We start from the raw sequence: 20,913 nt of genomic DNA on the forward strand, positions 1-20,913 counted from the left end.
GGAGGGGTGCGAAGGAGCGTGTTTTGGAAAGCAGGCCCCTGCCCGGACCGGCACCCAACCAAAACGGCGATAATGACAATCAAAGTCATCCAAACTAGTCTGGGAGGAGTACATCCCTATAACCCCAAACCGGACTCAGAAAGGAGCCAAAATGAGCACAGTCACCCTGGACGGTAACCCCATCGAACTGAGCGGAAAATTTCCGCAAATCGGCGACAACGCTCCCCCCTTCACCCTGACCAACAGCGGCCTGGAGGAAGTCAAACTCGACAACTGGACCGGCAAGCGCAAAATTCTCAACATCGTCCCCAGTATCGACACCGGTGTCTGCGCCGCCTCCACCCGCAAATTCAACGAGAAAGCCGGCAACCTGGACAATACCGTGGTGCTGGTCATCTCCGCCGACCTGCCCTTCGCTGCCTCCCGCTTCTGCGGCGCCGAAGGCCTGAAAGACGTCGAAACCCTGTCCACCTTCCGCAACTATGCCTTCCAGCAGGACTATGGCGTCGCCATCCAGGACGGTCCTCTGGCTGGCCTGTGTGCCCGTGCCGTGGTGGTTCTGGACGAAAACAACAAGGTGGTTCACAGCGAGCTGGTGAACGAGATCAAGAATGAGCCGGATTACGACGCTGCCCTGAACGCCCTCTGATACCCTCCCGACCGGCTGCCGGGGCGCTCAGGCTTCGGCAGCCGATCTGCGTTATACTCTCCTGCCTTTTCACCCACTCCGGATACCGCAGCCTGTTTTGAACCAGACATCCGAAAAAGCCAGCCTCGGCCGTCAGCTTTACGACATGACCTGGCCCATGCTGTTCGGCGTCCTGTCCCTGATGACCTTCCACCTCGCGGACAGTGCCTTCGTCGGCCAGCTCGGGCGGGATCCGCTGGCGGCACTGGGCTTCACCGTGCCCATGCAGCAGCTGGTCAGCGGCATGTATGTGGGCCTCGGCATCGCCACCACGGCCATCATCTCCCGTACGCTCGGTCAGGGTGATGAGGTCCGTGCGCAGCGCCTCGGCGGGCTGGTTGTCACCATCGGCGCCAGTCTGGCCCTCGTTCTGTGTCTGTCCGTGTGGCTGTTGCAGACGGTCATCCTGGATCTGCTGGGGGCGGAATCGACCCTGCGGCCGGTGATCCGGGAGTACTGGGCACCCTGGCTGGTATCCGCCTGGACCGGTGCCATGCTGTACTTTGGCTACGCGGTCTGCCGCTCCAATGGTGATACCAAGCTTCCGGGCTACATGATGATTGCCACCAGTCTGATCAACATCGCCCTGGACCCGCTCTACATCTTCGTTTTCGGCTGGGGCCTGCCGGGCGCCGCCTGGGCCACCATCACCGCTTTCGGCCTGGGTACGCTGGTGGTCTATCCCACTCTCGTGCGCCGCCAATGGCTGCGTTTTGATCTGTTCCAGCTGAAACTTGCCCAGGCCTTACGGCAGCTCGGCAGCATCATGGCGCCGGCCATGGTCAGCCAGCTCATGCCGCCGGTCTCGGCCATGCTTGCCACGGCACTGGTGGCCGGTTTCGGGTCAGCGGCGGTGGCCGCCTGGGGTCTGGGGACCCGCCTGGAGTTCTTTTCGATTGTGGTGGTGTTGGCCCTGACCATGTCCATGCCGCCGATGATCGGGCGCCTGCTCGGCGCCGGCGACCTCGAAACCATCCGCCGCCTGGTACGCATGGCAGTCCGGTTTATTGTGGTCTGGCAACTGGCTCTGGCATTGATCTGGCTGGCCGCTTCCGGGTTGATTTCGACGCTGTTTACCCGGGACGCGGACGTACAGGATATCCTGGTCAACTATCTGCTGCGGGTGCCGCTGAGCTACAGCGGGCTAGGGGTCTGTATGCTGATGGTTTCGGTGAACAATGCCCTCGGTCTGCCCATGCGCGCGCTGTTGATTTCCACGCTGCGGCTGTTTGCCTGGTACCTGCCGATGTTGTGGCTGGGCTCGCAGATCTCGGGGCTCACCGGGCTGATGTCCGGCGCACTGATCGGCAACCTGCTGGCCGGCACCACCGCCTATCTCCTGTACCGTCAGGGTATGACGCAGCTCCGCCAGCAGGAGGCGCCCGCCTGATCGCGGGCGCTGGCTGACAAAACCGGTTCAGGAAGCGCCCGAGTCGCCGCCGGCGAAGCGCGCGCGGAAGCTTTCCGGCATGGGTGCCACTTCCCGGCGCTGGTAGTCGAAAAAGACAAAACCATACTTGGCCAGAGCCACCGGCTGGCCACCGTCCGCCTTGGTGACCCGGAATACGAAGTCGCCACCGTACTTGTTGAAGTCCATCAGGCCGACTTCGAAGCGCAGCATGTCCGGGTAGAAGGATTCGGACTGGTACATGGTGGCGAGGTCGGTGATGATGATGCCGATGTCCTGGCGGTCGCTTTCTTCAATGCCATACTCCACGAGGAACTGGGCCCGGGCTTCGGACAGCATGGAGATCAGGGCGTCGTTACCCAGGTGGTTGGCGCCGTTGATGTCGGTGATGCGGACGGGCAAGCTGGTTTCGAAGACGAAGGCTTCGTCCGGGAAGGAGAGTTTGATTCTGGCCACGGTGGTCACCTGTCAGGATGCGATTGCTGTTGCCGCGAATCATACGCTCTTGGCTTTTACTGTTCACCCTGTGGCAAATTCAGTTATCTTGCTCTTTATCTTATCTCCGCGCATCGACATTTGGAGCGAGTGGCGATCGGGGTGAGCTTTCCAAAACCCGCTCGAGCACGTCCATGTGGCGCTTGAGCTCCGCCATCCTTGGCTCCGCACAGTTTTGGAAAGCTCACCCCGATCACCACCCAGCCCCCTGACGCGCACTGACGTAATGTACATAACGGGAACACTATGGATATACGCCCTGCCGCCACACTGATCCTGCTACGAGACACATCCGAGGGGCTTCAGGTTCTGCTCCTGCAACGGACGTGGAAAGCCGCCTTCATGCCCGGCTACTTCGTCTTTCCCGGAGGCGCCGTGGACGTTCAGGAACTCCATGGCCGTGAACATGCCATCGGTCCGGCCGATGCCGAGATCAGTCAGATCATGAGTCTGGATGAAGGCGGGGCGGATTATATGCTGGCGGCCGTCCGGGAGTGTTTCGAGGAGGCCGGGATCCTGCTGGCCCTGGATGAAAACGGAGCACTTGTCGACGCGGATCATCCGGTCAGAAAGGAGCGGCTACCCCTGTTCAAAGGGGAGGTTTCACTCGCGGATCTGTGCCACAGGCATGGTTTGACCATTCCTCTGGACCGGATGGCTTACCTCAGCCACTGGATTACACCACCCGGCCCCCCAAGGCGTTTCGATACCCGTTTTTTTGTGGCGACGGCACCGGAAGGACAGGCAGCATCCCACGACGGGGTGGAGACCATCGATCATGTCTGGATCGATCCGGCCCAGGCGCTGGAGGAACATCGCACCGGCAAGCGGTTGCTGGGGCTGCCGACCATTCGGACGCTGCGGGTGCTCAGCGATTTCGACACCACCGAAGCGGTTATGCGCTATGCCCACGCCAATCCCCCGGAGCCCTACCCGAGCCAACCGTGGCCGGCCGTGCGGAAGGGCAAGCCCGTCACCCTGGAGCCCGGCTCACCAGCCTACGATGAAGCCGCCAAGCTGGATCCGGAAGGTGAGGGGTCGACACGGGCGGAGATCGTGCCCGGGGAAGCGGTGGAGGTTGCCGCCGGTGTGCTGAGGCTGACCGCCCCCAACCCCGGGATGATGACCGGTCCGGGTACCAATACCTATCTGCTCGGCCACGAACGGTTTACGGTTCTGGACCCGGGTCCGGACAATCCGGCCCATATCGAGCGGATTCTGGAGCTGACCGGGGGCGTGATCGATCAGGTGGTGGTCACCCACACACACATCGACCACTCACCGGGCACCGCAACACTGAAGCAGAAGACCGGCTGCCGTGTGTTCGGCTGGCCCGCGCCCACCGGTGCTTCCCAGGATCAGTCCTTTGCACCGGACGATCAGCCGGAGCATGGAGACCTGATTGTCACCGGGGCCGGCCTGCTCAAGGTACTGCACACCCCCGGCCATGCCTCGAACCACCTGTGTTACCTGTTGGTGGAGCAGGAGCTGTTGTTTTCCGGAGACCACATCATGCAGGGTTCCACCGTGGTCATTAATCCGCCGGACGGCGACATGAAGGCGTACATCGAGTCACTCTATGAGCTGCTGACGGAACCATTGAGTTACATCGCGCCCGCCCACGGTTTCCTGATGGCCCGCCCCGAGGCGGTGATCGACTTTCTCATCACTCACCGCCTCTCCCGCGAACACAAGGTCGCCAAGGCCCTCAGGGAGCTGTCACCAAGCGGCCTCAAAGAGCTTACCGCCAGGGCCTATGATGACGTACCGGCGGCGATTCATGGCCTGGCCGCTCGCTCGGCGCTTGCGCATCTGTTGAAGCTGGAGGCCGATGGGCGTGCCAGGGAAGAGGAAGGACAGTGGTTCGGTAACGATCACACCTGATTAACCCCTGTGCCGGCCACGCTCTGGCACAGTGTGACCGGGTTTGATGAAACGGGCATTAAACCTTTGTCACCGCGCTATTCACGGCGGCCCGAGTGGCTATATCCTTGTGCGCCATCTGACCAACCCTGAGGATCCATGGTGTATCACGGCTCTGCAAAACTGAGTTTCCGAGTGCTGCTGACCAGTGCGCTGGTACTTGCAACGGTACCCGCCCTGGCGGCAACCAATCCCGAAACGTCCGAGAGTGAGAATGAGACCACGGCCATTCCTGTGGCCGAACTGGCTGAGGACGAGGATGTCGAGGACGTGGAACGCTCCGAGCCTCTGCAGTCGAAGCTTCCTGCTCCGGACAAGGAACCGGAACAGCCATCTGACAGCGAAACCGTAGCCGCCCCCTCGACCACCCCGGCAGAGCAGCCTGCGCGCAAGATTGCCCCCAATATCGACCTCAAGGAGGTCGTCGATAAACCGCAGGCGGAAGCAGAGCCCAAACCGGAAACCGAAGCTGCACCAGTGCCGGCGAAAGCCACCAGCTTTACGCTGCTCGGCAACGAGGTACTACCGGGCACTTCGACCCGACTGGCCTGGTCCCCCGGCATCCAGATCGCAGGGCTGTCGCAGCCCACGCCGGTACTGGTGGTCAACGGTGCCAATGCCGGCCCCACTCTTTGCCTCACCGGGGCGATCCACGGGGATGAGCTCAATGGCATCGAGATCATCCGGCGTACCGTCTATGACCTCAATCCCGACAAGCTCAACGGACGCGTCGTGGGCATCCCCATCGTCAACCTGCCGGGGTTCCAGCAGGGCAGCCGCTACCTCCCGGACCGGAGGGACCTGAACCGGCACTTCCCGGGCAGCGAGGACGGCAGCCTGGCGGATCGGATTGCCCATTCCCTGTTCGAGAACATTATCCGCCGCTGCAACATGCTGGTGGATATACACACCGGTTCGCTGAAACGCACCAACCTGCCCCAGCTCCGGGCCGACATGAACAACCCGGATGTGGCAACTTTCACCCAGGGCTTCGACCGCATGGCCGTGGTCCACAGCAGCGGGTCGCCGGGCATGCTGCGCAGCGCAGCCGTAGCAGCCGGCATTACCACCGTGACCATGGAAGCCGGTGAATCCCACCGCATCCAGGAGCACCAGATCGAGGCCGGCGTAAACAGCCTCACCAGCCTCATGGAAAAGCAGGGCATGATTTCCAGAATGTTCGTCTGGGGCGATCCGGAGCCGATCTATTACGATTCCGACTGGATCCGCGCGGCCCATGGCGGCATTCTCTTCAGCGAAGTGAAGCTGGGAGACAGGGTCACCGAGGGGGAAATACTCGGATATGTTGCCGACCCGATCACCAACGCTCAGCATCCGATCCGCTCCAGTGCCAATGGCCGGATCATCGGCATGGCCGTGGATCAGGTGGTGATGGCGGGCTTCGCGGCCTACCACATTGGTACGGAGGCAGAAGTGCCGGGAGAGTAGTATCCTAGTCGTTTTTCATCCACGGCGTGGGAAACGACGGGAGTAGTACCCTTGGCAACATCACAGTCTCTGTCCAGATCCACCGTGTTGGCCTATATCGGTCTGGTGCTGACCCCTCTGTTCTGGGCCGGCAACGCCGTGGTCGCCCGAGGCACGGTCGAGGCCATTCCGCCATTGTCCATGTCCTTCTGGCGCTGGATCCTGGCCCTGTGCATCCTGCTGCCAATTGGCCTGCCGGGCATCCTGAAACACCGCCGCGTCATCCGCCAGCATCTGGGCTCCATGGTGGCGCTGGCCACGTTCAGTGTGGCCGCGTTCAACTCGCTGCTGTATTACGCCGCGATCACCACCACGGCCACCAACATTGCCCTGATCAACGCCACTATCCCCATTTTCGTAGCGCTGCTCGCCTGGCTGATGCTGGGAGATCGTACCCGCCCCATCCAGGCCCTCGGGATCTTCCTGGCGGTACTCGGGATCCTGGTGGTGATCGCCCGGGGACAGGTCTCGGTGCTCACCGGCCTGCAAGCCCAGCCCGGCGACCTGATCATGGTCGCAGCCGTGTTCAGCTGGGGGCTGTTCTCGGTGCTGCTGCGCCGCCAGGCGGTGCCCCTGCCCGCCCTGACCTTCCTGACCACCCAGGTGCTGCTCGGCACGCTGATCATCCTGCCGTTCTACCTGACGGACCTGATGTTCTTTGCCGGAGGCTTTGAAGTGTCCCGGGGGACCGTGCTGCCGCTGATCTACTTCGCGATTTTCCCCGGAATTCTGGCCTACGGCTTCTGGAACCATGGCGTCCATACCATCGGTCCCGGTGGCGCCGCCATTTTCATGTACCTGACACCGGTCTATGCCTCCATCCTGGCCGGCCTGTTTCTGGGAGAGTCGCTGGGGGTGTTCCACCTCGTTGGAGGTGGCCTGATTCTGGTGGGCTTGCTGTTGGCGACCCGTGTCAAGAGGCCCGCCTTTCACAGGGCGGGCGACTACGACTAGGCGGAGGCTGCGGCCAGTGCCCGGCCGATGCGGTCGAGCACCTCGACCAGAGTCTGGCGCGGGCAGCCGATGTTCAGGCGCATGAAGCCACTGCCGGACTCGCCGAAGCTGATACCCGGATTCATGCCCACACCGGCCTCCTGAACAAAAAATTGCCTCAGACCGGCATCGTCCAGTCCGAGCTCCCGGCAATCCAGCCACATCAGATAAGTCCCTTCGGGCGCAAAGGTCGTGATGCCAGGCAAGCGGCCGACCGCGTCGACCACAAAATCGCGGTTCTCCTGCAGGTAATCCATCAACCGGTCCAGCCAGGGCCCACCTTCCCGATAGCCCGCCTCAAACCCGGCCACACTGAAGGGGTTGCACTGCGGCAGGTGCAGCTGAGCAAACACGCCTTTCATGGCCTGACGGCGGGACTTGTCGGGGATCACCAGGGCCGACAGGCCCAGTCCAGGCATGTTGAAGCTCTTGCTCGGCGCCACTGCCGTAATCAGGGCGTCGTCCGGTTCAGCCAGGGTGGCCAGTACCGGATGGCGAGGGGCGTCGGGGAACACCAGGTCACAGTGAATCTCGTCGCTCAGCACCACGAGGTCATGCCGTCGCGCAATATCCAGCACGGCCCTGAGTTCGTGCTCCGACCAAACCCGACCCACCGGATTATGCGGCGAACACAGCATCAGCACCCGGTTTTCCGGGCGCGCCGCACAGGCCTCCAGATGCTCAAGGTCCATGGTGTAGCGGATCCCGCCATCCGTGGTCCTGTCCGCAACCAGTGGGTTCTCCACGACCGTCCTACCGGTCAGCTTCACCGAACTGAAGAAAGGCGGATACACCGGCGGCTGGATGATCACACCCTCGCCGGGCCCGGCATAAGCCAGACAGGCCGCGTGCAGGGAAGGGACGACCCCCGGCACCATCAGGATCCACTCCCGCCGGATCTCCCAGCCATGACGCTGCCTGAACCAGTCGATCATGGACTGGTACAGGGAGTCGGGAAACAGGGTGTAGCCGTAGACCGGATGCTCGGCCCGTTTCTTCAGTGCCTCGGTCACCGCCTCCGGAGCTGCAAAGTCCATGTCCGCCACCCAGACCGGGACAACATCTTCGCGGCCGAAGACCGCCTTACGGGCATCAAACTTTACCGAACAGGTGTTTTCACGGGACAGGGGTTGGTCGAAACGGGGCACAGGTGCTCTCCTGGGTCGGAAATCGGACGGACACAGAGGGCTATTGTGTCCACAGCAAGGGTGACAGGCAAACCTTGGCCTTTGGTCGAATTCCCGGGAATAGCATTTGCCAAGTCCTGCTTTACTTGCGAACCTAACCGTTTATCCATCCGAGTTTCCCTGTTTGCCGGAGCCCACCAATGCTTGGCCAGATTCTTTCCACGATGTTGCCGGTGTTCCTGATCACCGGCTGTGGCGCGCTTTACGGCCGTTACCGCAGTCCCGATATCAAGGGCCTGAACGTGCTGAACATGGAGCTTTTCGTACCCCTGCTGGTATTTGCAGTACTGGCGGACCAACAGGCCCCCCTGCAGGAATACGCCAAGCTGGCCCTGGGCGCGACGGTGGTGGTACTCGGTTCCGGCATCGTGCTCTACCCGTTGGCCAAGGTACTCAAGCTGAACCTGAAGACCTTCCTGCCACCGATGATGTTCAACAATTCCGGCAACATGGGCATTCCGGTACTGTTGCTGGCGTTCGGGGATGCAGCCCTGCCGGCGGCCATCGTGCTGTTCATCGTCGAAATGCTGCTGCATTTCAGCGTCGGGCTCTACATGCTCGACCCCCACACCTCGATTATCCAGCGGCTGAAACTGCCCATCGTGTTTGCCTGCGTTGCCGGCCTGGTCGTCAACCTGAGCGGCATTGCCCTGCCCGACACGCTGCTGGAGAGCATGAACATGCTGGGTGAGGTGTGTATCCCGCTGATGCTGTTCGCCCTGGGGGTGCGCATGCTCGACATCGATTTCAACGACTGGAAACTGGGCTTGCTCGGGGCCATCGCCTGCCCAGCCAGCGGCCTTTTGCTGGCCTGGCCACTGATTGCCGTGCTCGACCTGCCGGGCCTGCAAGCCGCCTCCCTGTGGGTGTTCGCCGCCTTGCCCCCCGCGGTGCTCAACTATATGGTGGCAGAACAATACCAGCAGGAACCCCACACGGTGGCCTCCCTGGTCCTGCTGAGTAACCTCGGCAGCCTGGTGGTGATGCCGATTGTGCTGGGACTGGTGTTTGCCGCCGGTTACGTATAAGGAAACTACAGCATGTCCGAAGCGGCTGCGGTGGTTCGCGCCTTTCGCCCCAACTTTCTTATTCTTGCACCGCTTTGCGCCGGGCTTGGCGTGGCCATCGCCTGGCAACAAGGCGGCTCACCAGCATTGCTGGATACCCTGCTGGTCTTCATCGGCGCCCTGCTCGCCCACGCTGCCGTCAATCTGTTCAACGAATATGAGGACTTCGTCTCCGGCCTGGATCTGATCACCCGGAGAACACCTTTCTCCGGCGGCAGTGGTGCGCTGCCCGAAGTACCCTCTGCGGCGAAGGGTGTTCTCGCTGCTGCCCTGGGAACCCTGGGCCTGGTAACGGCCATTGGCCTGTATTTTCTGTGGCAACGGGGGCTGCCCATGCTGGTGCTGGGCGCCACCGGTATCGTGCTGGTGTTGACCTACACCCGCTGGATTACCCGCCGCCCTGTCCTTTGCCTGCTGGCCCCCGGCCTCGGTTTCGGGCCGGTGATGGTCCTCGGCGCCATTGTCGCCCTGGGTGGCCGGATCGATACCTCCGCGCTCCTGGTGACCCTGGTTGCCCAATGCCTGGTGAGCGAACTGCTGCTGATCAACCAGATCCCCGATGCCGATGCCGATCAGAAGGTCGGCCGGCGTCACCTGGTCATTACCCTTGGCCCCGGGGCAGCCGCCCGGCTGGTGACAGCGCTCCTGCTCGGCAGCTATCTGCCGGTCCTGGCCGGCGTGCTGCTGGGCTGCTTGCCGGCATGGTCCGCCCTTGCCCTGGCAGCCCTCCCCTTCAGTCTCTGGATCGCCCGTCAGCTACCCGCGGCTCTGAACAGCCCGGAACGCCTCAATGCCGTGCTGGGAACGAATGTGGCAGTCCTGCTGTCAACGCTGGCGTTACTGATTGCCGGCATCAGCCTCTGACCGACACGGATTCTCTCATCGGGACTTGATCCCGATCCTTGCAAGTACAGGGACTTTGGCCGATGGTTAAGGTCAGATTTTGTTGATTTCATTCATGATATGGAGGTCTGCCCATGAGTGTTCTGCTATTACTGATCAGTGCCCTTGTGCTGGTCTACCTTGGCATCGGAGGCACCGTGGCGGCGGCGGTGATGGCCATTGCCACGGTTGTCGGTCTGTTCCAGGATGAATGGCACCTGCTCAGCATCGTCTTCGGCGGTATCTTCCTGGCTCTGGCGCTGATTCTGGTCATCCCCGGCGACCTGCGCCTGGACAAGATCAGCCGGCCCCTGCTCGGCTGGGTCCGCAGCCGGCTGCCCAAACTGTCCGACACCGAACGGGAAGCACTCAGCTCCGGCTCCGTAGACTGGGACGGCGAACTCTTCTCGGGCAAACCGAACTGGAACAAACTGCTGGACGCCCGGCCGGCGCACCTTACCAGCGAGGAACAGGCCTTCCTGGATGGCCCGGTGGAAAAACTCTGCGCCATGCTCGACGACTGGAAAATCACCCACGAGCAATACGACCTGCCGGACAAGGTCTGGAAGTTCATCCGGGAAAAGGGCTTCTTTGGCCTGGTCATTCCCAAAGAAGACGGCGGGCTCGGCTTCTCCAACACGGCCCACTCGGAGATCGTCATGAAGATCTCCACCCGCAGCGTCTCGGCGGCGGTCACGGTCATGGTGCCCAACTCGCTCGGCCCGGGCGAACTGCTGATGCACTACGGCACGGACGACCAGAAGCAGCATTACCTGCCCCGCCTGGCCCAGGGCGAGGAAATTCCCTGCTTCGCCCTGACCTCACCGGTGGCCGGCTCCGATGCCGGTGCCATCCCCGATAAGGGCATCGTCTGCAAAGGCCAGTGGAACGGCGAGGAAGTCCTCGGCCTGAAGGTGACCTGGAACAAGCGCTACATCACCCTGGCCCCGGTCGCCACCCTGATCGGCCTGGCCATCAAGGTCTACGATCCCGAGCACCTGGTGGGCGAAAACGACGAGGTGGGCGTCACCTGCGTTCTGGTGCCCAAAGACACCGATGGTGTCAATGCCGGCGCCCGCCACCTGCCCATGAATACCGTATTCATGAACGGCCCCACGTGGGGGACCGACGTGTTTATCCCGATGGAACAGGTGATCGGTGGCCAGGACATGCTCGGCAAGGGCTGGACCATGCTGCTGGAGTGCCTGTCCATCGGCCGCTCGATTTCGCTGCCGGCCCTGGGTACCGGTGCCGGCAAGGTGGCCAGCCTGGCGACCGGCTCCTACGCCTACACCCGGGAACAGTTTGGCCGCTCTATCAGCCAGTTTGAGGGTGTACAGGAAGCCCTCGAACCCATCGCCGGCTACACCTACATGATGGATGCCGCCCGCCTGCTGACCTCCGGCATGCTGGATCGGGGCGTGCGCCCGTCCGTGCCGTCGGCAGTGCTGAAATACCGCAATACCGACCTGATGCGGGAAGTCATCAACCACGCCATGGATGTGGTGGCCGGCCGCGGCGTCATCACCGGCCCCCGCAACTTCCTGGCCCGGGCCTACCAGGCGGTGCCCATCGGCATCACCGTGGAAGGCGCCAACATTCTCACCCGCAGCCTGATGATCTTCGGCCAGGGCGCCATTCGCTGCCACCCGTTCATCGTCGAGGAAATCGAAGCAGCGGGCATGGAGGACGAGGACAAGGCAGCGAAGAAATTCGACCGTATCTTCTACCGCCACCTGGCCCATACCACCCGTAACGCGCTGCGGGCCTTCCTGCTGGCACTGACCGGCGGGCTGATCGAATCGGTGCCGCGCCATGGCGAAATCAAGCGTCATTACCGCCAACTGGCGCGTTTTTCCGCGGCCTTCGCGTTGATGACCGACGTCACCCTGCTCACCGTGGGTGGTGGCCTGAAAGCGCGCCAGCGCCTGTCCGGCCGGATGGCGGACTGCCTGGTGCACCTCTACTACGCCACAGCGGTGATCAAACAGTGGCATGAGGAAGGGTACCCGGATGACCAGCGTCCACTGGTGGAATGGAGCCTGAGAACCTGCATGCGGGATCTGCAGGGCAGCATGCGGGAAGCCATCATCAACTTCCCGGTCCCGGCCCTGCGCTGGCCCCTGCGCCTGCTGGTGTTCCCGCTCGGCGCTACCGGCCTGAACGGCCCGGATGACAGCCTGGGCACCAAAGTCGCCCGTGCCATTGTGGACGACACCCCCGTGCGCCAGCGCATCAGCCGCGGCGCCTATACCTGCATGGATCCCGAAGATCCGCTGGGCCGTGTGCTCAACGCCTACAAACTGGCCAACGAAACCGCCGGCATGCGCGGCCGTCTGCATGAGGCAATCCGTAACCGCGATGAGGACGAGCTCGACAACATCGCCCTGCTGATGGGCCATGAGCGCAAGGAGCTGGTGGACTGGGCCTGTGCACAGGGCATCGTCAAGGCAGACGAGTGCGACAAACTTCTGGAGGCACTGACCGCCCTGTATGACGTCATCCGGGTCGATGCATTCGATGGTGACGGACTCAAGGCCCTGTCCCGATGCGCCAAGGGTAAGCGCAAAGTGGTGGAACGGTCAGCCCAGGAGTGATCGGGAATGGAACATGGCGTATGGCCCCAAGGCCATACGCCGCAGCACGTCAGTGCCGGCCGTTCAGGATATCCACGATTTCGCGGGTATCCTTGATGATGGTGTAGACCGTGTCCTCGATCTCGACCCGCTGACGGCGGCCATCAATGTCGTAGACCCGGCCGTAGTGCAGCAGGTCCCGGTCGAAGTAGTCCCCCCGACGATAATCCAGCTTCTTCTGCCAACCCGGGGGCAACGGCTCACCGCGCTCGACCTTCTTCTCCAGGCCCGGAGGCAGCCCATTGCTTTGGGGTGGCTGGGCCATCACCGCCGCGGGCAGGATAGCACTGACAAGCACAACGGATTTCAACAACAGCTTCATATCGAATCCCTGGTTGGAAGTGAATGACTCATTGTTGCCCACTCTACTACGAAGACGACCGGTTACCGTGATGCGTTCCTTAACATTCCTTCAGCCGCCCTCCGGGCTGTTCTCCCCACTACTCCTCAAGCCACCCCGAATCGCCTCGTCCAGTAGCCAGCGCCGCAGAATCTGGATACCCCGCTCCCGCCGCCGGCTGGTCTTCCAGGCAAAATAGAACTCATCCCCCGTCATCACCGGATGACAGGGTAGCCGGACAAAATCTTCTGAATCCTTGCGGGTACTGAGCATGTAATCGTTGGTCAGCGCGATACCCTGATGGAACCGGGCCGCCTCCAGTGCCAGCAGCATGTGACTGAAATGCTGGATGCGGGCCCCCGCCGGAATTTCCCGATCCACCGCCCTGAACCACACCTCCCAGTCCCCGGCCGGTTTCTCAAAAATACTGTGGGTCGACAACAGCGGAAACCGCGACACCTCATCCGGTGTCAGCGCCTCGTTGTCCGCATCGGCACCCTCCCGCCCGAGCTCCCGCCGGATCTTCTGCCAGTAATCCTGGCTGCACACCGGGAACAACTGCTCCACATACAGCAGCTCATAGCTGTAGGCCGCGGAATTCTTGTGCACGGTAATGAAACAGTCCGCCACCCGGTCGGACAACTGCGGGTTTTCACTGCTCATCTCCAGCGCCAGATCGATCTGTGGGTGCAGCCGCTGTAAATCCGGTAACCGGGGCACCAGCCAACGTACCGCAAACGAACTGAACACCGACAGCCGGATCCGGGACTCCTCGTGCCCCAGCAATTGCTCGCTGGCCCGCTCGATCTGCAACAGCGCGGAACTGACCGCATCCAGATACTGCCGGCCCTCATCGGTGAGTGTCAGCGTCCGCCCGCTCCGCCAGAACAACTGTTCACCGAGGTAGGTTTCCAGCTGTTTGATCTGGTGGCTCACGGCACTCTGGCTGACCGCCAGTTCTTCGGCGGCAAGGGAAAAGCTGTTGAGGCGGGCGACAGCTTCAAAGACGGGGAGCGCTTTCAGGGGTGGCAGCTTCATTATCTAAATTTCTAATGGCTCAACAATAAAGATCATTTTATCCGATATTAGCATGATATTAGACTCACCACCGAAGCTTGAGGGACAGGTCGGTATGCCCCTCCGAAAATGCTCGGAGCCAAGGATGGCGCAGAGCAAGCGTACATGGACGTACTCGCAGCGGTTTTCGGAGGGGCATACCGACCTGTCCCGGGCACCAAACTTGAAGATTAAGGAGAGGAGTCACCCGTGTCAGGCAAAACCGTAAACAGCGCGATTCTCCTGCTGGTCATCGGCAATGCCATGGCCATCGCCTCGGACGTGTTCATCAAACTGCTGGAACCGGGCACCCCCATCTTCCAGTTTGCCTTCCTGCGCTGTGTCCTGACCCTGGTTTTCCTGCTGCCCCTGCTCGGCCAGCTGAACCGCGAGCACCTGTTCGCAGGCCTTGGCATCCACACCCTGCGCGCCCATATCCACCTGGCGGGCATCCTGTGCATGGTCGTCGCCCTGGGCAACCTGCCCCTGGCCACCGCCAACGCCGTCTTCTACGCCGCACCGATCCTGGTCATGGTGCTGTCGGTCATCGTATTTCGAGAACAGCTTACCCCGCTGAGCGTCTTTGCCGTCTTCAGCGGCTTCGCCGGCATCGTCGTCATCCTGCGACCGGTGGAATTCAACTGGGCCGCGATCGCCGCCCTGGGATCCGCCTTTGCCCTGGCCATCAACGCGGTCATGGTGCGACAGCTGCCCAAAGGGCAATCCACCGTCCACAAACTGTTCCTGAACTACCTGCTGATTCTGCCGGCGGCGGGCGCGCTGGCCTGGTGGGAAGGGGCTGCCTGGGATGCCAGTATCCTGATCAGCGCCCTGGGTTCCGCCCTGTTCATCCTCGGCTACAACATCACCGTCCTGCTCGCCTACCGCCAGGTGGACGCCAACCAGGTCACCAGCGCCGAATACACGGGCCTGATCTGGGCTGTCGCCATTGGCTGGATCTGGTTCGGGGAAGTGCCCGACCTGTGGTTCCTGGCCGGCAGCCTGATGATCGTGGTTCCGCTGATCCTGATCGGATTGCAGCACCGGCGCCGCTCACCGGCACGGGGCTTCAACCCCGACACCCGGCGAGCGACCGGAGAAGAACAACACCCCCGCTTCAGCGACGGGACTCCTCGATTAGCGCATGAGTGTCGCGAATGATCCGGGCAACCCGGTGCTCCGGCGGCAAGTGATCGTCATACCGCAGGTTTGTGCGGTAACCATCCCGGTAGCGGTAGTGATCGTGGCGATCCCGGTAATGGCGGTGCCTGTCCCGATAATCGTGGCGGTCATGCCGATGATAGTGACGATGGTCACGATCCCGGTAACGGCGATCCCGGTGCTTGTGACGCCGCTCATGGTGGTCCCTGCGATAATGGGCCCGCATCAGATTCTTCTGGTGCCCGGGCGGTAACGCCTTGCCCCGATCCAGCTGCTTCTGGATCCCTGGCGGAAGGCCATGGCCCCGGTAATTATCCGCGGCAGCCGTCCCGGCGAAGCCAAGGGCAATCACCACAAGACTGCTGATCAATAGTTTTTTCATAGCTGTTCTCCCATCCTGTTCAAGACTGGACAGACAACAACCCGGAGATATATCCGGGCTACCTGGTTTCAGGTTATCGAACGGGAGAGGAATGTCAGCGCCCGGGAGCGGGCTTTGCACAAGCTTTACACTGAGACGCGCAAAACTGACGCTTAACTGTCGGTGTTGTCGACAGAACGGAGGTGGGACTCCAGGGCAAACGTGTGGGGGCAATCGGCACCCAGCTCCCGCAGCGACTCCGCCAGCCGCAACAGATACTCGGAATTGGGGCCGCTCGGCCCCTCCGCGCGAGCAATCTGCAGCGCGATTTCCACATCCGGGGCCTCGCCGAGGAAGGCCTCGTTATCCTCGGTGGCAATATAAACCAGCCCTTCAGCGTGACTGCCATCGTCAAAGGTCATAGTGGTGGAGAACCGGAGGTAGCCATTCTTTTCGCGTACATCCAGATACTCGAACACGTGGGGAGACACCCGGTAAGCCATACCCTTGCAGACGGCACCCGGTTGTTCGATCAGGGTGACCACGCGTCCGGGCGCTTCCGGGGTTCCCCGGTGGTCATGGGAGGCCTGCCAGAACCGACGGGCCCAGCCCCTGATCGAGCCGGGACGTTTCTCCAGGAACGGAAAATCCACCTTATAGATCAGAGAGCCATAGCCGAACAGCCAGATGGCGTCGATGCCCTCGAAGTTGAAGCGCTTTCGGTTGTGTTCGATGGTGTTAGCGGACATGAATGACAGCCGGAGTTGGACGACAGCCCACTATTCTAGGCTGCCTGGGTGCTCGCGATAAAGCCGGCGATGCCGGTCAACACAATCTCCGCCGCCATGGCAGACAGAATCAGGCCGCTGATCTTCGACATGATATTCAGGCCGGTCTTACCCAGCGCCTTTTCCAGATAGCCGGACAGATGCAGCAGGACCCCAAGGATCAGCAACCCCGATACCAGACCGAGCAAGCCGCCCGCGACCTGTGGCACCGCCTTGAGTTCGGCGCCGTAGACCATGATGGCACCGATGGTGGCCGGCCCGATCATCACCGGGATGGCCAGGGGAACGACAGCTACATCGTCCCGGTCTTCCTCCGGCAATCCGGTCGCGTGGTTACGGGTGCCGCTGCTGACGAGGCTGACCGCGGTCAGGAACAGCAGGCAGCCGGCACCGATGCGGAAAGAGTTCAGGGTAATACCAATGGCGTCGAACAGCAGGGGGCCGGCAAAGAACAGGACCAGACCAAGAATAAACGCGGACACAATGGCCCGGCGGATAATTGAGGATTTTTCCGCCGCCGGCAGCCCCCTGGTCAGCGCCAGGAACATGGTAATCACAAAGAACGGCGCCAACAGGAACAGGAAGCGGATGGTGCTGTTCAGATAGGTGCTGAAAAACGTCTCAAACATCAGGGAAGTCCGGCCAGAAAAACCGATAGCATAGCGCCTGATTTCAACGACTTCCGTACGCAACAGAACCTATATCCCGCGCAATACCGCCAACCAGGGTTACCGTCAGACAGAGAGGTCCACGAAAAGACGCCCGGACAGCATGGCCAGGATATCAGAGGGCGTCATGCCCAGGGTCATACGGAACGTGTGAGAGAAGTGGGCAGAGTCGGTAAACCCGGCTGCAATCGCGGCATTGGTCAGGGTTTCGCCGCGCTCGACACCGGTCACCGTTACAAAAAGCCGGTGCCACTGCCGGTAACGACGAATCGGAACCCCGATCTGCTCCCGGAACAGTTCGACCAGGCGAGACACCGACAAATTCACCGCACCGGCGAGCTGTTCAACAGAAAGGTTCTCCGTGATCCGTTCCCGGATCAGCGCCACGACGGCTTCCACTCTTGGATCGGCCGGCGGATAGGCCTGCCCCGAAGGGTTGATACACCGCTCCAGTGCCAGGTAGGCGTCCTCAGGCTCGAGCGGCCGCGCGTGCAGTCGACGGCACAGGTCCTGCAATTCCGGTTCCCCGGGCAGGTGGCCATGAATACCCGGTGTCCAACGGTTCATACCGTCGGCCAGCAATCGAAAATCCTGGCCCAACGCATCCAGGTAACAGGCCGCAACGAGCTGTCCCCCGGCATCAATCTCGACACGGGTGCCCGGCGCCAACAGGAGGGAGTGCTGATGCCAGGCTTCCCCGCTGCCGGGCAAGGCAACTTGCAGAGGCGCTTCCAGACCAACCACCAGGGAGGCCGCCGCCTGGCTGAACCGGATAGGCCCGGCGACGCGCCCCACGAACAGGGTACGGCGCGGCCACAGGTATAACAGATTCGATAGGTGATTGTTGGCCAAAGCGATGCGCCTCTGCCAGCACCGGAAACGGACCGCCAGCTGTTATTGTTTTCGATAGTTGCATATTCTATGCAAATCCCGGCCGACACACCCACTTCCTTTGTCTGTTTCGTGACCAGTTCACGACTTTTTCCCACCCGGGCCGTTTCCCGTCAGTTCTTACAAGCGAACGGATCAGCTACCGGCATACGGTGGCAACGCTTTACGAGCAAAACCGTTCCAATAACAAAGACAAGGAAACCCGACTCATGAAGACTTGGATCAAGGGCGCGTTTGCGGCCCTGACATTATCCGCTGCCCTGCCGGCCCAGGCCGGCCTTTTTGACTGGCTATGGGGCCCGGGCGATGAGGCTGCCACCCGGCACCCGATCGTTCTGGTTCCCGGCATCTTCGCCTTCGACTCCATTGCCGGTGTCGACTACTGGTACCGCATCCCTGCAGCTCTTGAGGACGAGGGAGCCCGGGTGTTCATTCCGGAAATCAACGCCTTTGACAGCTCTGCCCGTCGGGGCGAGCGACTGATTGAGCAACTGGATGCCATCCGCGCCGCCTCCGATGGCCGGATCACCCGCTTCAACCTCATCGGCCACAGCCAGGGCGGCATGACCTCCCGCTATGTGATGAACGCCCGTCCTGACCTCGTTGCCTCCGTCACCACCCTGCACACCCCTCACAAGGGCTCTCCTCTGGCTGACATTGTCACCGGCGTGGCACCGGCCGACAGCCTTCAGGGGGTCGCCTTTGAAACCCTGGCCAATGCCATCGGTGACCTGGTGAACCTGCTTTCCGACGCCACGGCGGATCCGTCCGACATCAACTCGATGCTGGCCGAATTCAACAAACCGGGGGCCGCCGCATTCAATGCCATGTTCCCTGCCGGCCTGCCATCAACCGACTGTGGCCAGGGCCCCGCCGAAGTCACCCTGGATGGTAACCGGATCCGGCTTTACTCCTGGAGCGGCACGGCCACTGTTACCACGGGTGTGGATGTGTCGGATGCGCTGTTCGGCATCACCAGCCTGGCCATTCCGGGTGCCGATGACGGCGTGACCGGCCGTTGCTCCAGCCATTTTGGCCAGGTTATCCGGGATGACTACTTCATGAACCACCTGGACGTAAACAATCATGTGCTTGGCCTGGTTTCCCTGTTTGAAACCTCGCCAAAGACCCTGTTCCGCAACCACGCCCGACGACTGAAGAACGCCGGACTGTAAGAGACTGAGGCCGGCCGGTGCGGGAGCACCGGCCGGTGGATTCGTTCCAGGATACCGACCATGAACAGACGGATAACAGTGGCCGCGGGTGCTGCGGTCCTGACGGTGTCGTCAGGGCTCTGGCTGTTTCCGGCGGAGTCCGGCGGCCCGGCCGTGAAAGCAACCCGACACCCGGAGTTTCAGGCACCGGCCCAATCACCCCAGGCCACCCGCCCGGAAATCACGACCCAAACGAGCGGGTCACTTCCGCCACTCCCCAGCGAGCTGGCCGGTCTTGAGCCGGATGGGGACCTTCGTACCGACGACCGGGACAACCTGGTGCCCACAAAACAGCTGCGTACGCTTTTCGACTTCTACCTCGCCAATCTCGACCAGGAGCCCCTGCCCCAGGCCCTGAGACGTATCCGTGAGGCCCTGAGCCAACGCTTCACTGAACCGGCACTGGGACAATCCATCTCATTGCTCCAACGCTACGTGGACTATCGCCTCGCCCTGGACGAACTTGACCAGCAATTAGCCCCTGGCGTGACATCCGACGGTTTTGATCTCGAAGCGCTGAGGCAACGGGAACAGGCCCTGGAAGCTCTGAGGCTGAGCCACTTTTCACAGGAGGAATACACGGCGTTCTTCGAAGACGACCAACAGCTCGACAACTACACACTGGCCCGCCTTGAGATCGAACGAAACGGTTCGCTCAGTGCCGACGAGAAACGCCGCCAGCTCATGTCGCTTGAACAGCAATTATCGGAAGCGCAGCGTCAGGCACGAAAACGGGCGACTGTGAACGGAGAGGTTTACACCCGCGCCGAGGCACTGAAAGCCGAGGGCGCGAGCGCCGACGAACTCTACCAGTTGAGAGCCGCGTCCCTCGGCGACGTTGCGGCCGCCAACCTGGCCGAGCTCGACGAACAACAACGGCAGTGGCAGGCACGACTCAGCCAATACGCACAGGCAAAGGCGCGGTTCACGGAGGCGGGGTTAAGCCCGGCCGATCGCGCCCAAGCGATAGAGGCGCTGCGGGAGCGCCTGTTTACCGGAAGGGAGCAGTTAAGGGTTCGGGCTTTGGAGGCGGATGGGCTCTAAATAGGGAACGTTCCTCACCGGGTTACCAGCCGGTCAGGGGTATCCCATGCTCTTCAAGGTATTCGCCATTTTCTTCCAGGTATTCTCGGGTTCGGTTTTGATAATGCGAGGGGTTACCTTCGATCTCATTGGCTTGTAATCGTGCAAGCTCAATCTCGTTACCGGGCTGGTTCATCATCCAGACAACAATTTCGCCTCCAGGGGCTAGGCCAAAAGTGAGGGTGTCTCTGGGTTTCATACGAACATCAACCTGCGTCACCATCGGTGCTAGCGCCTGCATCCTTTCTTTCCATACTGGAGGAACTTCAATCAACCTCTGATAAAACCTCTGTTCAGCAAACGAAAACCATTGGATGGCTACGAAATTCGGGAAAGGCTCCATCCTGCCCGAAACTCCGCGAGGGCCATTCGGGCCCTTCCAACAGCAACCCATTGAGCCTGCTGGATGCCACCAATGCCTGACACCGGACAACTCAAACTCCAGATGCTCGACCCAAATGTCGTAGTGCTTTGGCGTAGCAAGCTGAAATCGCCAAGTAATATTTTCGTTCTCTCTCGTCGTACTCGCGCACGACGACAGCGTTAACGATATGATAATTATGAGTACCTTTTTAATCCTCATG

At 61.5% G+C, this 20,913-nt stretch carries 20 protein-coding genes; 11 read left to right on the top strand and 9 right to left on the bottom strand.

Annotated features, from left to right (window positions below; translation table 11 throughout):
* Window positions 1-151 precede the first annotated feature (151 nt).
* Window positions 152-649, top strand: coding sequence for a thiol peroxidase (gene tpx, locus MD273_RS10380; protein ID WP_239037721.1), 498 nt, complete (start codon window positions 152-154; stop codon window positions 647-649).
* Window positions 650-794: 145 nt separating this feature from the next.
* Window positions 795-2,078, top strand: a complete 1,284-nt coding sequence (locus MD273_RS10385; RefSeq protein WP_239038470.1) for an MATE family efflux transporter — start codon at window positions 795-797, stop codon at window positions 2,076-2,078.
* 27 nt (window positions 2,079-2,105) lie between these two features.
* Here MD273_RS10385 and MD273_RS10390 read toward each other — a convergent pair whose 3' ends face one another.
* A complete protein-coding gene (locus MD273_RS10390; protein ID WP_239037722.1) occupies window positions 2,106-2,552 on the bottom strand; it encodes a thioesterase family protein in 447 nt (148 codons plus the stop codon).
* A 285-nt stretch (window positions 2,553-2,837) separates the two neighbouring features.
* Here MD273_RS10390 and MD273_RS10395 point away from each other — a divergent pair, with 285 nt between their 5' ends.
* From MD273_RS10395 to MD273_RS10405, 3 genes are all read left to right on the top strand, one after another.
* Complete coding sequence (locus MD273_RS10395) at window positions 2,838-4,475, top strand: MBL fold metallo-hydrolase (protein ID WP_239037723.1); 1,638 nt, start codon at window positions 2,838-2,840, stop codon at window positions 4,473-4,475.
* A gap of 138 nt (window positions 4,476-4,613) precedes the next feature.
* Complete coding sequence (locus tag MD273_RS10400) at window positions 4,614-5,963, top strand: succinylglutamate desuccinylase/aspartoacylase domain-containing protein (RefSeq protein WP_239037724.1); 1,350 nt, start codon at window positions 4,614-4,616, stop codon at window positions 5,961-5,963.
* A 51-nt stretch (window positions 5,964-6,014) separates the two neighbouring features.
* Window positions 6,015-6,956 carry a DMT family transporter gene (locus MD273_RS10405; RefSeq protein WP_239037725.1) on the top strand — a complete coding sequence of 314 codons (942 nt, stop codon included), beginning with the start codon at window positions 6,015-6,017 and terminating at the stop codon, window positions 6,954-6,956.
* On the opposite strand, the gene MD273_RS10410 is transcribed toward MD273_RS10405, so the two are convergent.
* Complete coding sequence (locus MD273_RS10410; protein ID WP_239037726.1) at window positions 6,953-8,143, bottom strand: MalY/PatB family protein; 1,191 nt, start codon at window positions 8,141-8,143, stop codon at window positions 6,953-6,955. The two genes, MD273_RS10405 and MD273_RS10410, sit on opposite strands and share 4 nt — an antisense overlap.
* Before the next feature lie 179 nt (window positions 8,144-8,322).
* On the opposite strand from MD273_RS10410, the gene MD273_RS10415 reads away from it, so the two are divergent.
* The 3 genes from MD273_RS10415 (at window position 8,323) to MD273_RS10425 (ending at window position 12,728) form a co-directional block, all read left to right on the top strand.
* Window positions 8,323-9,210, top strand: a complete 888-nt coding sequence (locus tag MD273_RS10415) for an AEC family transporter (protein ID WP_239037727.1) — start codon at window positions 8,323-8,325, stop codon at window positions 9,208-9,210.
* A gap of 12 nt (window positions 9,211-9,222) precedes the next feature.
* Complete coding sequence (locus tag MD273_RS10420; protein ID WP_239037728.1) at window positions 9,223-10,113, top strand: prenyltransferase; 891 nt, start codon at window positions 9,223-9,225, stop codon at window positions 10,111-10,113.
* 113 nt (window positions 10,114-10,226) lie between these two features.
* Window positions 10,227-12,728 (top strand): acyl-CoA dehydrogenase, encoded by a 2,502-nt coding sequence (locus tag MD273_RS10425; RefSeq protein ID WP_239037729.1) that lies wholly within the window; start codon window positions 10,227-10,229, stop codon window positions 12,726-12,728.
* 49 nt (window positions 12,729-12,777) lie between these two features.
* Here MD273_RS10425 and MD273_RS10430 read toward each other — a convergent pair whose 3' ends face one another.
* The gene (locus tag MD273_RS10430; RefSeq protein ID WP_239037730.1) at window positions 12,778-13,089 is read right to left on the bottom strand and encodes a hypothetical protein; all 312 of its coding nucleotides are present in this window, start codon (window positions 13,087-13,089) and stop codon (window positions 12,778-12,780) included.
* Window positions 13,090-13,179: 90 nt separating this feature from the next.
* A complete protein-coding gene (locus MD273_RS10435; protein ID WP_239037731.1) occupies window positions 13,180-14,145 on the bottom strand; it encodes a LysR family transcriptional regulator in 966 nt (321 codons plus the stop codon).
* Window positions 14,146-14,373: 228 nt separating this feature from the next.
* On the opposite strand from MD273_RS10435, the gene MD273_RS10440 reads away from it, so the two are divergent.
* Window positions 14,374-15,324, top strand: coding sequence for a DMT family transporter (locus tag MD273_RS10440; protein ID WP_239037732.1), 951 nt, complete (start codon window positions 14,374-14,376; stop codon window positions 15,322-15,324).
* On the opposite strand, the gene MD273_RS10445 is transcribed toward MD273_RS10440, so the two are convergent.
* From MD273_RS10445 to MD273_RS10460, 4 genes are all read right to left on the bottom strand, one after another.
* Window positions 15,281-15,706: a hypothetical protein gene (locus MD273_RS10445; RefSeq protein ID WP_239037733.1), complete on the bottom strand. Its 426-nt coding sequence runs from the start codon at window positions 15,704-15,706 to the stop codon at window positions 15,281-15,283. The two genes, MD273_RS10440 and MD273_RS10445, sit on opposite strands and share 44 nt — an antisense overlap.
* Window positions 15,707-15,858: 152 nt before the next feature.
* Window positions 15,859-16,434 carry a gamma-glutamylcyclotransferase gene (locus tag MD273_RS10450; protein WP_239037734.1) on the bottom strand — a complete coding sequence of 192 codons (576 nt, stop codon included), beginning with the start codon at window positions 16,432-16,434 and terminating at the stop codon, window positions 15,859-15,861.
* Between the two features lie 35 nt (window positions 16,435-16,469).
* Entirely contained in the window at window positions 16,470-17,102 is a 633-nt protein-coding gene (locus tag MD273_RS10455) for a MarC family protein (RefSeq protein ID WP_239037735.1), read from the bottom strand.
* Between the two features lie 105 nt (window positions 17,103-17,207).
* Window positions 17,208-17,993 carry a helix-turn-helix domain-containing protein gene (locus MD273_RS10460; RefSeq protein WP_239037736.1) on the bottom strand — a complete coding sequence of 262 codons (786 nt, stop codon included), beginning with the start codon at window positions 17,991-17,993 and terminating at the stop codon, window positions 17,208-17,210.
* A gap of 248 nt (window positions 17,994-18,241) precedes the next feature.
* On the opposite strand from MD273_RS10460, the gene MD273_RS10465 reads away from it, so the two are divergent.
* Together MD273_RS10465 and MD273_RS10470 are read left to right on the top strand one after the other, a co-directional pair.
* Window positions 18,242-19,207, top strand: coding sequence for a lipase family alpha/beta hydrolase (locus MD273_RS10465; RefSeq protein WP_239037737.1), 966 nt, complete (start codon window positions 18,242-18,244; stop codon window positions 19,205-19,207).
* A 60-nt stretch (window positions 19,208-19,267) separates the two neighbouring features.
* Complete coding sequence (locus tag MD273_RS10470) at window positions 19,268-20,290, top strand: lipase secretion chaperone (protein WP_239037738.1); 1,023 nt, start codon at window positions 19,268-19,270, stop codon at window positions 20,288-20,290.
* A gap of 22 nt (window positions 20,291-20,312) precedes the next feature.
* Here MD273_RS10470 and MD273_RS10475 read toward each other — a convergent pair whose 3' ends face one another.
* Window positions 20,313-20,912, bottom strand: a complete 600-nt coding sequence (locus MD273_RS10475) for a DUF2931 family protein (protein WP_239037739.1) — start codon at window positions 20,910-20,912, stop codon at window positions 20,313-20,315.
* Window position 20,913 lies beyond the last annotated feature (1 nt).

It is taken from the genome of Marinobacter sp. C7, from assembly GCF_022343555.1.
In the GTDB taxonomy this organism is placed as follows: Bacteria; Pseudomonadota; Gammaproteobacteria; order Pseudomonadales; family Oleiphilaceae; genus Marinobacter.